Below are 13,684 nucleotides of genomic sequence, written 5' to 3'. Positions count from 1 at the left end.
GAGCATATTCGGCGCCCGCCGACTATTTAGATCTTACTGTTCTCTCAGCCCGAGCTAAAAATTAGTGAAGTACTGGGACTGCTAAAGGAGTTCCGTTATTAAAAAAGCGCTCGATTACAATATCTTCGGCAGCGGCTTGTTTTTGAATTTCTTGTAATGCAGCCATATATTAGACGAAGGAACTTAACAATAAAAAATCTTTTTAATTAAATTTTTTTGCACAATACTCCCCCATCTGTTTCCCATCCAATTCTCGTGTTTCTGCATCTAGCCGAATGAAAAAATACTCTTCATTTCGGATCGTTAGAAACACTGGGATTTTTGATCTTTGAATCTGAATCCAACAAACAATCTTACCTTCGATTTCTGGGAATGTTATCTTAAGGTAATCACTAAAGTGGTTGAAAATTTCCGACGGGAAATATTTTCGAATAATGCTGTCAACAACCATTCGACGATATCCATCAGAACATGGATCTTCGAGTTTACCAAACTCACTCTCTATGCCAATGATTTCATCAGGTTTTTTTGTTTTATTTTCTTTGATACCGATTATCAGATTCCCGCCATGGGTATTCATAAAACCGGCAATTGTTTTACCGATAATTGCTCGTGAAGCCTCTCGACCAAACTTCCGAATATCTGGGGATGCATTTGGATCCTTGAGTTGTTGTTCATTCAGATTTTTACTCCAAAGAGCACTTGATTTAAACTCTACAAATTCATTCTCTCCATTTTTCACGAGTTCGGTAAAATCGATTTCATTGTTTACTACTGGGGGTTTAACAAGTATTGTCGAAGAGATTTCTGAAAGAATCTTCTGAACGCGTCCGATCTTTCCATCCTCCAAACGGACCATGATCCCATGAGGATGAAATGAAGAATGCGTGAGAATTTCACTGACAATCCCCTGAATGGGATTTTTACCTGATCGATCCTCCTTCAGAATAATCTCAACGGAGATCCCGGTTTTAATATTCTCCAGATGTTTTCCTGCATCATCTGCATCCATCATTTTTTCACCCGGTAAAGCCGTTCTGAATGACGAGGCCGGTCAACCTTATATTCTCCATCACTTAAATCTGCGATCCATTTGTATAACACCTGAATATTCCCAGTCAAATCTCTTCTGCTCGGAACCGGAACATCCTCACAATTTTTCTGAATCCATTCTTTTACTTCACCGAAATAACGGCCATTATCTGTAATGAATTCCAGTAATCGTTGGATAAACTTCGACGAAAAAAAACGTTCTTTAAGTATATTCCGGAATTTTTGATATTCAAGGTTTGGAGGAAGGTTATAGAGTATAATATCGTGGATTGCACATTCTCTTTTTTCTTCAGATTCATGCTCGAATTTATTCGAATAAATTTCGAATAACTCCTTGATGTCATAACTCATAGGAAGAGCCGAGATAAGGAATTCCGATTTCCGGGGTAATGAAGAGATGTCTGGTTCATCCAGTTCTGGTAATGGTTCTAACCTTTTTACGGCATCCAGGTATATTTTATAGATTTCATCATTGACAAGAATCGACTCATTCAGAATCTTTTTAAATCTTATAATAGTCTCAGCGTCAATAATTTCGACTTCTCCATCTAGCTCATAATTATGATCGGCGACGAGTGCAAATCCCTTTTTTGAAATATTCGCACTCCCGAAAATGCATGTTGAATAATTATTCACAAACGCTTTCAGATGGATTCGGGGATTGAGATAGAGAAAAATTCCCCTCTTTTTACAATACTGATACAAATCGAGTTCGGATGCTCCTAACTGGAGATCCCGAAGTTTCCAGGTTGTGATAATGTTGATTTTTGCCGAACATTTTTTTAAAAGAATATCAAGAACATCAGTTTTAATGTACGGGGAGATTATCAGAACTTCACAATCTGTTGCTGAGAGAAAATCCTGGACTTTCTTGAGGAAGATCTCCTCTTCGGAAAAGTAAAGGTCAGACATTCTCCTCCCAGTATTCTCCAAAATACTCGTAAACATTGTCCGGACTATTGTATGCTTCTATATTATCGATGACATCGATTAATTTGCATGACTCCTTTCCCCCGATCGCCGGACCGCGTAACCCACGGCCAACCATCTGACTGTATAATACGACCGACATTGTCGGTCTACCAATGAAAACAACATCAATTTTGGGTGCATCAAATCCTGTCGTCAAAACGCCAAAATTACAAATGATATTGAGATCTCCACTTTTAAATTCTGTGATAATATTTCTTCGGCGATCCCGTTTTGTTGATCCATCCAGATGCTCAGCTCTGTAACCCATGAAATTCAGAATCGCACAGATGAATTTTGACTGGTTAACTGAACCGGCAAAGAAGAGAATTTTCTTCCTGAGTTCACACTCTTTTTTCAATTTTTTAATAATTTCAAGATTTCTCATATCATCAAGAGAGATCCTTTCGAGGAACTCCATTGAAAAGTCATAATGACTTTTCAGGTATTTTTTCTCTGCAGGAGTCAATTCGAATACCATATTCGTATACAAGGGGTCTTTTTTGATATGTGCGAGAATTTTCTTATGGCGGAGATACTGGAAAACGGTCTGATTACCTGATTCAATATCAATACGATTCCCGGAAAAGAAACCGATTAACTCTCGTGTTTCTTCATTATCCAGATTTCCACGACCGGGGGTTGCAGTCAGTCCCAGCATATGGATACTGAAATTATCTTCCCTCAATTTCGTAACGACTTCCTTGTAGGTTGGAGCCATGACCTGATGAGCTTCGTCGATAATGAGTAAATGAAGATTATTTGAAATTACTTTTGCCAGCTCAGGATTTCGTTTGAATGCAGAATGAAGTTTCGCAAAACCCGCGACGAGAAAAGAGCTGTTAATGGGATACTTTACATCATTTGGACCCCACGCCCGGATAATATCTGCATCAAATGTCCCGATATGAGACCATACATCCCTGAAGCATTCGACAGCCTGCTCGCATAATTCCTCAGAGTTGGCAATCCAGATAACTGATTTTCCCGGATTTTTATTCATTTCGGCACAGATAATCTCCATCGCTGTCCGGGTTTTTCCAGACCCTGTTGGCATCTGGATCAAAATTTTTTGGAGCGGATTTTCGAGATTTCCTTCAACTTTTCGAAATATTTCATTCTGATAATCCTTAAGGGATTTATAAGGACTTTCAGGTCTTTTAACAGTTTCAATATTAGGAATGACAGTTCGAGCGCTGGGAATGTAACTTTCCGGCAATCTCAAAAAATCAATCAAAATCTTTGTTTCAGAATTGTCTGTCCATGCCTTATGACTGATCAGGTTTACGAGATCAGAAAAAGGTAGCAAATCAGATAATCCTAATTTTTGAGCGAGAGATCGTATTTCCTCATCAGAAAGTCTGCTGATAATTTTTTTCCTAAATTCTTCTTTCTGAAAAGCATCCTGACCGGCAAATGATAGGAAAATACGCTCGAGATTTTGTTTCTCATAGATGTCATTCGGGTGAGATATCCCGCTATTTGGAATGAATTGGATTATTGCTGCAAGTCTCTGAAGGGTTTCTTTTCCAACGAGATCCTGCAGTTCCTGAATCTGTAATCTGTTGATCATACGTCTTCTTCAAACAGGTGTTCCTTTTCATAGGCCCGGGTATATGTGTGAAGATATCTGCCCCAGTCACGGACGGTATATTCCATGATCTGTTTTACGGAATATTCTGAGTCTTCATCAAATCCCTGACGCGCCCGAACAAATGACATCAGCAGTATATCGATAAGTTCGTGTAGTTTTTGGGCAAGCTTGACTGCCTTTGTCGGATCATCCATATTCTGAAGTTGTTTTCTGATATTACTCATTTCTTCGAAGAAGACATGATTCAGGTTATACTGGAGAATTGCTTTTCCTTCAAGATAATTCATGTCGATGAATGTGTCTCCCTTCCAGTGACCGTCCATAATGGTGAAGGGCTGACTTTCAAATTTTACCCTCCATTTTTGTGCATCAGTCTCATCAAGTTCCCTCGTCAGATTCTCAAGACGATTTTCCTGTTCTGCAGGTGTAAGGTTTTTTCCGGCTTTCGGTTTCTCTGGGATTTTTGTGGTTTTGGCAAGTGTCTCAGCGGTGGCATGAGTTGTTTTAATATCAGTTCCTGTCTCAAATTTTCCCCGTTCCTGATTAGCTTTTACACGGGCCCAGTGAGCCTGGACTTGTTCAATACATGCATCCCTCACTGGTTTTATGAGAGAATATAACGCAATTTTTAATTCTTTAGCGGGAACTGCACCCCTTTTGATATTTTTTACTGTGAAATGCTCATCAAGTTCAGGTGTGAAGCTGATTTCACAACCCCACCAGCGATCTTTATCCTCCCAGTTTAATTTTTTAACACGTCCTTCGCCAAAATAGGGGATTTCATCATAGTAGACTTCTCTATCACTCCTTAATATGGAAATTCCCTGATTTTCTTCGATGTATCTTCCTTTGAACTGAAGACCGCCTTTACTAATGTTTTCCCGATAGAATTCAGGGAGCAATGAAATTTTTATTTTGATTTTCGAGGTTTCAGATCCACCTTTCTTTCCATTATGGGAAACATTCCAGTCAATCTCCTTTTCGAAGATAATTTTTGCCTTGGGGTCTTCCGGGAACTGATTTTTCTGTTTGCTGATAAAGAGCGGATCAAAGCTATATACTTCCTGGTCATTCAAATTGATTTTAACGCCCTGCCAGATGAATTTCCTATATGTCCTGCCAATCCAGTGATTCAGATATCCATAAGGATCAAGCGAGTCAGGAGCCTCAAAGCCATCAGAATATGTTGTCGCATGAAGATCCTGTTCCGCGAATTTATCAAATCCCGACCAGATTACAAGAGTGCCCTCACTCTTACCAACTAATGTTAAATATTCGGCAGGAGGTTCTTTTTCGACAGGTGGAGCTATCCCCTCATTGATATCCTCATCATTATTCAGATCGAATATAATGTAATTCCACTTTTTTCCCTTCTGCTTTGAGTAAACCTCAATTTTAGTGGCAAATCTGATCCCGGCAAGAGTCATACCGACACCAAACCGGCCTATACCATCCCGGTTATTAAACCTCGTGGAATATCCTAATTTGATACAGCTGTGAAGTGTAGATCCCGGGGTTGCATCCATACCATATCCATCATCAGCACAAACAATTTCCTGAATCAGCTTGTATTTTTTATGAGTTCCTGCAACGACATCTTTCACTTTAATGTTTACTGTTTTTGCATCTGCCTGAATTGAATTATCAATCAATTCTCCGATTGCGCTTGGGATATCAAAATCGGAAGCACGTAAGGATTGTAACAGATGGGCTCCTTCAATTGCTGGTATTCTTCCCTCACTTGACATTTAAATCCACTTCTGGTAAGTTTTTACACTGTGCTAGATTTCATTTTACGAGATGTTGACCGATATATGTTTTCATTTGTGCGCACCATTATTCTCTATAAAATATATTTTAATTGATAATCACACATTTTTTTGTCGACTATAGTCTGCGATAACCACAAGCCCCATTACCAGAAATCTCTGCTCCAGTGACACCGACCAAAGAAGAGATCCTCGGCAAAATCCTCCAGGAAGAACGAAAAGCCAAAAAGATCTCGCAGGAAAAACTCGCAAAACTCACCGGCCCCGGCCGGACCTTCATCAGTCTCACCGGGAACGGGAAGCGCAACCCAACCTTTACGACGATTTTGAAAATTTTTCATCAATATTTATTAAAGAATGGATAGAAAACGTGGATTTCCAGATCCAGGTTCGGCCTTGATTCTTAAATTCCTACGCTCATCCCGGCAGCAGCTTGTCGTCCGGAAAACCTTCATTGCGCCCGGGTACTCTTCGGGAAATTCCCGAAATAACCGAAAAAATTAGAATTCCTTCGGAAGCGCCGTGAACTGAATGGGATATAACACGAGTATCTCCCGCATATTCCCATGAAGAACAAAGCAGGAATTTTCCTTTGCTGATGCTTTGAAATCATAGAGTCGGTAAAGATAATAATTGTCCGGGTTCTCAGCGGAAAAAGCAAGTTCCGTGTCGGAGATCATGAACCGGGAATTCTTCTTCCCGGTTGTTGTTTTCACTTCGATGTACTTCTTTTGCCCGTTCGGCGAGAAAGACTCGATATCGTATCCTTTACCATCCCCTTCCTCCTTTGCTGTATGGCGCACCATTGCCGCGAGGTCCGGTCTTTTGCTGACTATAAGATGATTTTTCTCTGCGGTCAGGACATACAGCTCACCGGCATCGCCGATCTGGTTATTCCGCAATTCGTCTTTTATTCTCTTTTTCCGTGTTATCGGATTGAACCGCCGGACACCGCTGGGTATGAGCACATCATTGGTTGAAACGCAGTATGGTTCGGAAAAAACCAGTTTCGCACCTTCATTCTGGGCCGGTTTCAGATCTCCTTTTACTATCTGCGGATTATGAGCGATGACCCAGCAAAACGAATGCGCATCGATCAGTGAAACATTTTCTTCAAACGCCGGTGCAAGAAGCTCCCGAACTTTCGCAATTCTCGTGAAGAACCCCAGGTAATTTACCCAGGAACAACGTCCGGACATCCGGAAAATAAATGAATCTCCCAGTAATTCGAAAGCCTGCTGGAAACTATTCGGCCGGTTCGGGAGATACAGGAGAGGGTCCTTGATGAAGAACAGGTACGAGACAAGATCATAATACTTTCCTAACGCTCCGGCATCAGTTAATTCATCAAATAGCTCATCGTCCGTATTTTTCTCTGTATACAGCCTGAAAAGTAATGACTCAATCCTCTTCATCCGACCGGCATCGCCATTTCTGATCTCGTCGAAATCTGATTTCTGATGCCAATCAACAAGATTATTGCCTTCATTCTGGGGAATATAATTCAGGGCAGCCATGACACGGGCATGAATTTTCCCAGAACCGATCCAGGATTTTTCCCATTCATTGATATGAAGTGACTTTTTTGCACCCTCCGGAATTTTTTTCTTATAACCTTCCTGATCGTTCAGCCAGCCGTCATTAAATGAAGAGGATCCATCCGGATTCTTTTCCGCAACAAATCGTTTAAACTTCTCAATTATTTCCTCAAAGTTTTGGATTTCAGATTTGGATGACTGCATGATGAAAAGTACGGTTCGATCCGGTAAAGGGATATCGGTTTGAGGTTATTATCTGTTGAGGGGGATCTCAGGGGAACGTGTAAGAAGTTGAGAGTTGCCAAATTACAAAAGAGGATCGGTCGGGCAATCCACACTCAATTGAGCATACACCTTCCTATCAAAAAGCAAAATTTTTCCCCCATCACGCCAAGTATTCTAAAGATCCTTTGTATAAACATCGTCCCGGCGATCCCGGAACGCCCCCCCTTTTTCTCCCAATTTTTTCATCTCACCCTTCATTCACCCGTATCAAACCATAGGGACGTGGCGACGACACGCTTTCCAGCGAACCGTCGGCCAGGAGAGAACCCGGAATGATCGTGCTTGAATACTGCCTTCAGCAGTGCCCCGTGAAATGGCTGAAAATGAAGGTCTATGATGAGAAGGAGATCGCCGTCGGGTGCTATATGCCCGCGAAAAAGAATGTCCCTGTTTGCCGGAAACGGAAGATCACCGTCGCCGTATTTGCGCCGGCAATCGGGCTGATGGGAGATGAGACGGCTCTCCCCGTTGTGGGAACCGTCCGGAAATTCCGGAAAAAGGACCGGAAGATCGCTGACTGGTACTTCCGGGAGTTATGCCGGCTGTACAAAAACGGGATCGCGAATGCCCGGGATGAGACCCGGGGGTTCTCGATCCGGTTTGAGTGATGAAGTACGAGAAGCAAAAATGATATCTCTGGAAAAACCCACCAGACTAACCGACCCCGGCCGGACCTTCATCAGAATCCAATAAGAGAATTAAATCTTGAATAATCCCTTTTCCAAATTTGCTGTGTGCTGCCCGCAATGTACCTCCCGCACCCCCGCCCCCACCAATGCAGCGTATGTCGAAGCCATCCCAATCTCCTTTGGGATAAAAATAATGAACCCATCCCGACCTCGGGTCAACAAGACCCGATAACTATTCATTCGTAACCGGTGTGGATCTTTCGCCTTTGAGCGTTTTGCAGCAGGGCTCTTCCACATTCCATCCCAAACAAAATCGTTGCCCCAACATACTATTGGGAAATCAAGTTCCATTCCTTGACAACCGAATTCTGTAACTACCTCACGCAAAGAACAACAGGAGGTAAAGGAATTTGGAGGATCGTTATACCAATTTCCAACGCGTATGTTTTGGGTACAATTAAAGGAATTGTTGATACCCCATGCGGGTAAGTTTTTTGCTTTCGAAGAGGCAAGTAATCCATATCTCTTCTCTTCTTGTCCTTGATACCGCTCCTTCACATAATTAACGGCTACATTAATGTCCTGCGTGATGTATGCGTCAAAGCCCTGGCTCGTGACGCGTTCGGCAAGCATCTTTGCCTGCGTGAGATCACCGGAGAGAATGGCGGCGATCCATTGCGCTACATCCTCGGCAAGATGCGAGCGGAGGGTGACGGAGAGATCGAGAACGTCAGTTGTCAAGCAATTTTTAACAACTGGAAAATTGCCGGCGATCTTCGTGGGGCAATGAACAACCCACGGCTTTTGCATCTTCGCAAGTGCATCGTTCCATTGCGGGAGACCGGACTCTTCGCCAAGGTGGATCTCTTGTCCTTCGCCAATGAGGGCAACCATCAAGGCCCACGAGTTCATTCGCTCGGCAAGTTTGAGGAAATCCTCTGGCTCACTCGTAGCATGGCCGCGTTTCTCACTAACCCGCTCCGCATCCCAGGCTCGCTGGGCCTCGTCATACACCCAGATGTGCTCGTGTGGGATCTTGGCAGTCGTGCCGCCATACTCTTTCAAGAATCCATGGACATCTTGGACAAAGATGTTGTTCTTCAAGGCATGCTGCAGGACCTTCACGAGCGGACCATTACCGGAGAGGAAGACGGCGATGTTTCGAGATGCCGGGTTTTTTTCACGCTTTTTCTTGCCATAAGCGAGTGTACCCGAGTCTGCAATTGCCGAAGGAGCAATCGGTTGGGACAATGCAAGAGGTGATGAAGGGAAACAGACCGGACTTGGCGCAAACGTTTCGAGATGATTCTCATACACCAGCTGAATCCCGACAAGAGTCTTGCCAGCCCCGGGAACGCCGGTCACAAGCGCAAGATGCAGCTCATTCTTTTCTTGGGCTTCCTTTGCAATACGGATGAGTTCGGCAATCGTCTCCGGGATGCCGGCACTCTGGGCTCGTTTAATCTGCGGGAGGGGTTGTTTCTCCCAGATGGTCCGGGCCGCTTGGATCAGCGACGGTAGTGGAGCGTATTCAGCGGTGATCCACTTCTGCGGATCGATTAGAGGTCCGTTCTCCAACTCAACTTCCACATCGAAAACATCTGCAAGATGATCCTGTGAAATGACTAGCACATCTTCATCACGTTGAATGAGATCCTTTGCTCGGGCAAGAACTAGGATAGGGAGAACTGTGTACTGCTGCGATCCAGCGTGGTAGTTCTTCAGATCCCGAGCATACGCTGCGACTTGATCGCTATGGGCTGCAAGGAGTTTTGCATAATCCTTGAATTCGAGAACAAAGACGCAGGGGCCGAGAATCACAACATCAGGCCGTCGGCCTCGTTCCCGTGGCAATTCGTATTCGAAAATGATCGCGTACGATGCAATTGCCGGTTTGATCTGAACGAGTTGTTTGAGTTCTCGTTGGAGGATTTCAAACGAATAATCCCATGCAAGGATCTGGCTCTCATCAGCGGGAGTATTCATGCACCTCTTATGATGCTCCTGCATCGCGATGAGCCAGTGCGGCTTGGAGAGGCTGAGAAAATTGTGAATGGCACCGGACCAGCCGCAGGGTTTTTTTTCATCCATCAGAGAAACAACTCGTGATGAGGAGTAGGTAGCCTGGGCTGATCGATAAAGATTCGGATTAAAATTCCAGGGAAGCCCACGCGGCGAGGGGCGAAGCCCCGTTGAGCGTAAAATAAAAAATTCAAAAAAATCATTCTCCATCTCTTTGAAATAAATCCAACTAACCGGTTGAGAATCATATCTGTCTGTTTTTTTCCCGGTCCGGATGCCCCACCCGGCCCCCGATACCAATAACCCCTTGCATAACACCGGTTACTCCAACGCATGAGAATCTCCCTCAGCCCCCAGCAGTTCCGGGAACTCCTGCTCTCCCACCACCCGGACCTCCCGGCATTCAGAAACGACGTGATCATAATCAACAACAGAAGAATCTGCGCCGGCTGCCTGCTCGGCTACCCCGCGGCTCTCATAACGCTCGTTCTCCTGCGGCTGTCGGGATTCGAAAGCATCCTGCTGGCGTTGCTCCTCGCCATCGTGTCGCAGCTCCGGAAGTTTTCGGGGAATGTCGCGGTGCAGCATTTCGGCAGGATCGTTGCCGGGGTTGCGCTGGGATTCGGCCTGGGCGGGGCATGGTGGGCGCTCTTAAACGACGAATGGGTCGCACTCCTGCTGCTGGCAGCGGGCGCAGGACTCTATCTCTTCATACGGGTCTGGTCGGTACAACGCGAGCTGGAAAAAGAATTCCGGAAAAGGGATGAGAAACGATCAGAATAACTGCATGAATTCCGCGGCATCTTTTTTTGCCTGGGCGGTGTTGCCGATGACATTCATCGTGACGGGGGTTGTTCCGCCAAGCGAGACGGTGACCTGGTGATTGTGGGTAAACCAGTAGTAATAGACAATGGCGGGGATAAGGCCAAGGCAGCAGAAGACAATAAAGATCAGCCAGCTCACGTCACGATCCTGGGACTCGAACGAGACAAAATAGTCGGTCTGGGCCTGCACGGCATATTTTTTCGCGGCAAAGAACGGAATGGCCCGCTCAATGATTTCCGTACGGGACGCGGTGATCTGTTTCGGGATCTGCGCAGCGGGATTCGCCAGGGTGTACCCGCAGGAAGAACACACCCGGGTAATGTCATCTGTTACCGCTTTTCCGCAATTCGGACAGTATCGTACCATCATTCTCCTCTCTGGTGCTGATAATTCAGGTACACCGGTTCAACGATTAAGGTATGGTATTGTGGTATGGTGAGGAAAAATACTGTCATCCGGAAGACCTGTGCCGGAAGTTGAAACCCCGGCAGATTTTCATGAAAAATCCTGCCCTCAACATTTTCCTCTCCCCGGTAAAAACCCAATCACCGTATTCCCCCGCCCATCGATTGCCAGCCCGGAAACAAAAATCCCGGAAAGATCCGGCAAACCTTCGCGAAATCCTTCTGACGGGAGGTCCTCCGGAATCCTCTTAAATAGGTGAACTCACATATTCCTGTGTGGTGATGCGATGCCGAACATAACCCTGTCACTCCCGGAAGATGTCCACCGGATTGTCAAGGCGCACAGCGAAGTGCGATGGAGCGAGATTGCGCGGCGTGCGATCGAGGATTACGCAAAAAAACTGGCCCTGCTTGACGCCATCACAAAGCACAGCGCGGTTGCGGAAGAGGATATCACGGCGCTCGATTACAAGGTCAAGGAAGGCATCCAGGAGCACTACAAGCGGAAAGCATTGAAAAAGACCCGCAGCTGAGCACGGACCGGAACGCATGAGACTTGTCATCGATACAAACCGAATCATGGCAGGTCTTTTAAAAGACTCCACTTCCCGGAGAATCATCCTGCACCGCTCCTTTTCATTTTTTGCGCCCGATTATTGCGAGACCGAACTCCTGAAGCACCGGCAATATCTCATGAAAAAGGCAAAGATCACGGAGCAGGACTTCGATAATCTCATGCAGATCCTGCTTGAAAGGGTTGTCCTTGTCCCGTTCGAAGACTTCGAATCCGAATACCTGCACGCGATACAGGTCATGGAACCCGTTGATGAAAACGATGCACCGTTTCTGGCAGTGGGTCTCGCTCTTGGCATCAGCCGCATCTGGACAGAGGACCGGCATTTCCTGAAACAGGATTTCCTTAACGTTTGCACTACCCGTGACCTTATCGGGATGATCTGATCGGGAGAGCAAAAAAGGCTGCTGTCCGCAAGGCCGGTGCAGGCATGGATTGCGATTCATGCACATCTCGTGATGAAAGAAGTCCGGAAATAATTTCCTGCCGGGTCCATACATCTTTGCCTCCCCTCCCTTTTTCATCCCGCCCCGCCCACACATACAAGGATGTGATGCCGGAGGAAGCCCGCGGGCTTCCCCAGGGGATCGCGTTTTGTTTTACAGGACAATGCTCAAAGACGCCCGGCGCCGGAAAAATTCTCCGGAAATTCCGGGCCGGGATTTTTGCAAAAAAAAGAAACGCGGAAAAGAACCTGATCCGGGTCCCCCCGGAGAGACCCCTCCCGGGAACAGGCCCCGGGACCCCCCACGTCCCCTAACACGTTAGATCCCTTTTTCCGCCGCCCCAATCATGCCATATCCTGTCACTATTCTCCGTCATGAAAACGCCGGTTTTGGCCCGATACCCTGCTGTTTTTCCCCGCAACACTGTCAAACGGGGTGGAAAAGTGGTCAATCCGGGCTCATTACGGGCCCGGATGGAATCAGCCCGTCCGGGGGAGGGTGGACCGGTTACAGATCCCCGATCAGGGGGGAACAGGTCTCCTCCGGTCCTGCCCGGCCGGCAGCCCGCGGGAGAACCCGGGCGCGGGCAGGAGCGAGAATATAACCAGCAGAAAAAATACCTGTTATGAATACTGCCGGCAACCGGAAAAAACCGGGAGGTACCGCGAAGATTTTCCCCGGGATCCTCCTTCTTGCATGCATTCTTGCTGCAGGCTGCACGCATCCGGGAGACAGCCGTGTACCGGAAACCACCGTGCAGGCACCGGTCCCGCAATCGCCCGTGCCGGCATCTGCGGTGATACCAGAGGAAATTCCGATCGCCCCTTCGGTCCCGGCAGCAGCCGGGACAACGGAACGGGCAACGCCCGCACCGGAAAAAACCCCGCGAATCCTCGATGACGGCGCAATGAATGCCCGTGTCCAGGATGCAAAAAACAAGCTGGAGATATACCGGAACAGCGACAAGGCCGGGACCGTTGTTTCTCAGTCGGAATCCTGCTCGATAAAACAGTCCCGGGAACTCGGGTACGTCATCGACACCGAAACCGGTGAAGACGCATACATCTCGGGGGATTACGGGTCGATCAACGGCAGTGCCTTCCGGCAGCACATGCTCCGGAACCATTCGTATCTCGTCTTCCACACGCACGCCAGGGACTGGTTCATGTGCGGGGGGAGCGGGACCATCGCCCAGGATACCTTTTCGTTGAAGGATCTCTCGTTCCCGTACAACTTCACCGCAGACGGGTACCATATCAGGAGAATGATCCTGATCAGCGACAAGACCTACGAGATCTATCCAAAAACCCCGGATAACTGGAAACCGGAGAGGGAAGTGTCCAGAGCCGTCGCGGACCTCGAGAGCCGGATGGAGGTGAAATTTTCATACACCGATTTCCCGGGCAATACCACCTACTATGATGTGGACAACATGATGCCATTGCTGGTAAAGAAGCTCGATTACGCGTATATCGTCAATGAAAATACCATAAACTAAAAAAAACTTTTTCCGGGAGGTATCCGGTCACCCCCGGCCGGGAACCGGAATGACAACCGAAATGACAACCGAAATGAC

The 13,684-nt window shown here is 46.4% G+C and carries 13 protein-coding genes; 6 read left to right on the top strand and 7 right to left on the bottom strand.

The features are described 5' to 3' along the window. Positions 1-202: 202 nt before the first annotated feature. Genes A4E33_RS12440 through A4E33_RS12425 form a run of 4 tightly spaced genes read right to left on the bottom strand, consistent with a single transcriptional unit; the run spans position 203 to position 5,364 of the window. Positions 203-1,015 (bottom strand): YwbE family protein, encoded by an 813-nt coding sequence (locus A4E33_RS12440; RefSeq protein ID WP_292348549.1) that lies wholly within the window; start codon positions 1,013-1,015, stop codon positions 203-205. Next, positions 1,012-1,965: a phospholipase D-like domain-containing protein gene (locus tag A4E33_RS12435; RefSeq protein ID WP_292348548.1), complete on the bottom strand. Its 954-nt coding sequence runs from the start codon at positions 1,963-1,965 to the stop codon at positions 1,012-1,014. The genes A4E33_RS12440 and A4E33_RS12435 overlap by 4 nt, the downstream gene beginning before the upstream one ends. Beyond that, entirely contained in the window at positions 1,958-3,595 is a 1,638-nt protein-coding gene (locus A4E33_RS12430) for a DEAD/DEAH box helicase (protein ID WP_292348546.1), read from the bottom strand. The genes A4E33_RS12435 and A4E33_RS12430 overlap by 8 nt, the downstream gene beginning before the upstream one ends. Further along, on the bottom strand, positions 3,592-5,364 hold the full coding sequence (locus A4E33_RS12425; RefSeq protein WP_292348544.1) for an ATP-binding protein: 1,773 nt from the start codon (positions 5,362-5,364) through the stop codon (positions 3,592-3,594). Before A4E33_RS12425 ends, A4E33_RS12430 begins: the two co-directional genes overlap by 4 nt. Before the next feature lie 188 nt (positions 5,365-5,552). On the opposite strand from A4E33_RS12425, the gene A4E33_RS12420 reads away from it, so the two are divergent. Continuing rightward, positions 5,553-5,750: a helix-turn-helix domain-containing protein gene (locus A4E33_RS12420; protein WP_292348542.1), complete on the top strand. Its 198-nt coding sequence runs from the start codon at positions 5,553-5,555 to the stop codon at positions 5,748-5,750. Between the two features lie 135 nt (positions 5,751-5,885). Here the strand turns inward: A4E33_RS12420 and A4E33_RS12415 are convergent, their stop codons facing one another. Beyond that, positions 5,886-7,127, bottom strand: coding sequence for a DUF3883 domain-containing protein (locus tag A4E33_RS12415; RefSeq protein ID WP_292348540.1), 1,242 nt, complete (start codon positions 7,125-7,127; stop codon positions 5,886-5,888). A 353-nt stretch (positions 7,128-7,480) separates the two neighbouring features. Between A4E33_RS12415 and A4E33_RS12410 the strand changes: the two genes are divergently transcribed. Then, complete coding sequence (locus A4E33_RS12410; protein WP_292348539.1) at positions 7,481-7,816, top strand: hypothetical protein; 336 nt, start codon at positions 7,481-7,483, stop codon at positions 7,814-7,816. Positions 7,817-7,906: 90 nt separating this feature from the next. Here the strand turns inward: A4E33_RS12410 and A4E33_RS12405 are convergent, their stop codons facing one another. Beyond that, a complete protein-coding gene (locus A4E33_RS12405) occupies positions 7,907-10,069 on the bottom strand; it encodes a DUF2075 domain-containing protein (protein ID WP_292348538.1) in 2,163 nt (720 codons plus the stop codon). Positions 10,070-10,192: 123 nt separating this feature from the next. On the opposite strand from A4E33_RS12405, the gene A4E33_RS12400 reads away from it, so the two are divergent. Continuing rightward, positions 10,193-10,642 (top strand): hypothetical protein, encoded by a 450-nt coding sequence (locus A4E33_RS12400; protein WP_292348536.1) that lies wholly within the window; start codon positions 10,193-10,195, stop codon positions 10,640-10,642. Here A4E33_RS12400 and A4E33_RS12395 read toward each other — a convergent pair. Continuing rightward, entirely contained in the window at positions 10,634-11,053 is a 420-nt protein-coding gene (locus tag A4E33_RS12395; RefSeq protein ID WP_292348535.1) for a hypothetical protein, read from the bottom strand. The two genes, A4E33_RS12400 and A4E33_RS12395, sit on opposite strands and share 9 nt — an antisense overlap. 322 nt (positions 11,054-11,375) lie before the next feature. Here A4E33_RS12395 and A4E33_RS12390 point away from each other — a divergent pair, with 322 nt between their 5' ends. The 3 genes from A4E33_RS12390 to A4E33_RS12380 all read left to right on the top strand — a co-directional run bounded on the left by A4E33_RS12390 (position 11,376) and on the right by A4E33_RS12380 (position 13,606). Continuing rightward, on the top strand, positions 11,376-11,621 hold the full coding sequence (locus A4E33_RS12390; RefSeq protein WP_292348534.1) for a hypothetical protein: 246 nt from the start codon (positions 11,376-11,378) through the stop codon (positions 11,619-11,621). Between the two features lie 16 nt (positions 11,622-11,637). Further along, positions 11,638-12,048 (top strand): PIN domain-containing protein, encoded by a 411-nt coding sequence (locus A4E33_RS12385; protein WP_292348533.1) that lies wholly within the window; start codon positions 11,638-11,640, stop codon positions 12,046-12,048. A gap of 685 nt (positions 12,049-12,733) precedes the next feature. Continuing rightward, a complete protein-coding gene (locus A4E33_RS12380) occupies positions 12,734-13,606 on the top strand; it encodes a hypothetical protein (RefSeq protein ID WP_292348532.1) in 873 nt (290 codons plus the stop codon). The last annotated feature ends 78 nt before the right edge of the window (positions 13,607-13,684 follow it).

It is taken from the genome of Methanoregula sp. PtaB.Bin085, assembly GCF_002067035.1.
GTDB lineage: Archaea > Halobacteriota > Methanomicrobia > Methanomicrobiales > Methanospirillaceae > Methanoregula.
Note: the sequence above shows the minus strand (reverse complement) of the source record. Positions and strands in the feature narration are given on the sequence as shown.

Excerpts from the sequence above, each read along its gene's own strand:
- A4E33_RS12440 (WP_292348549.1), bottom strand. The coding sequence starts at position 1,015 with ATGATGGATGCAGATGATGCAGGAAAACATCTGGAGAATATTAAAACC.
- A4E33_RS12435 (WP_292348548.1), bottom strand. The coding sequence starts at position 1,965 with ATGTCTGACCTTTACTTTTCCGAAGAGGAGATCTTCCTCAAGAAAGTC.
- A4E33_RS12430 (WP_292348546.1), bottom strand. The coding sequence starts at position 3,595 with ATGATCAACAGATTACAGATTCAGGAACTGCAGGATCTCGTTGGAAAA.
- A4E33_RS12425 (WP_292348544.1), bottom strand. The coding sequence starts at position 5,364 with ATGTCAAGTGAGGGAAGAATACCAGCAATTGAAGGAGCCCATCTGTTA.
- A4E33_RS12415 (WP_292348540.1), bottom strand. The coding sequence starts at position 7,127 with ATGCAGTCATCCAAATCTGAAATCCAAAACTTTGAGGAAATAATTGAG.
- A4E33_RS12410 (WP_292348539.1), top strand. The coding sequence starts at position 7,481 with ATGATCGTGCTTGAATACTGCCTTCAGCAGTGCCCCGTGAAATGGCTG.
- A4E33_RS12405 (WP_292348538.1), bottom strand. The coding sequence starts at position 10,069 with ATGGAGAATGATTTTTTTGAATTTTTTATTTTACGCTCAACGGGGCTT.
- A4E33_RS12400 (WP_292348536.1), top strand. The coding sequence starts at position 10,193 with ATGAGAATCTCCCTCAGCCCCCAGCAGTTCCGGGAACTCCTGCTCTCC.
- A4E33_RS12395 (WP_292348535.1), bottom strand. The coding sequence starts at position 11,053 with ATGATGGTACGATACTGTCCGAATTGCGGAAAAGCGGTAACAGATGAC.
- A4E33_RS12390 (WP_292348534.1), top strand. The coding sequence starts at position 11,376 with ATGCCGAACATAACCCTGTCACTCCCGGAAGATGTCCACCGGATTGTC.
- A4E33_RS12385 (WP_292348533.1), top strand. The coding sequence starts at position 11,638 with ATGAGACTTGTCATCGATACAAACCGAATCATGGCAGGTCTTTTAAAA.
- A4E33_RS12380 (WP_292348532.1), top strand. The coding sequence starts at position 12,734 with ATGAATACTGCCGGCAACCGGAAAAAACCGGGAGGTACCGCGAAGATT.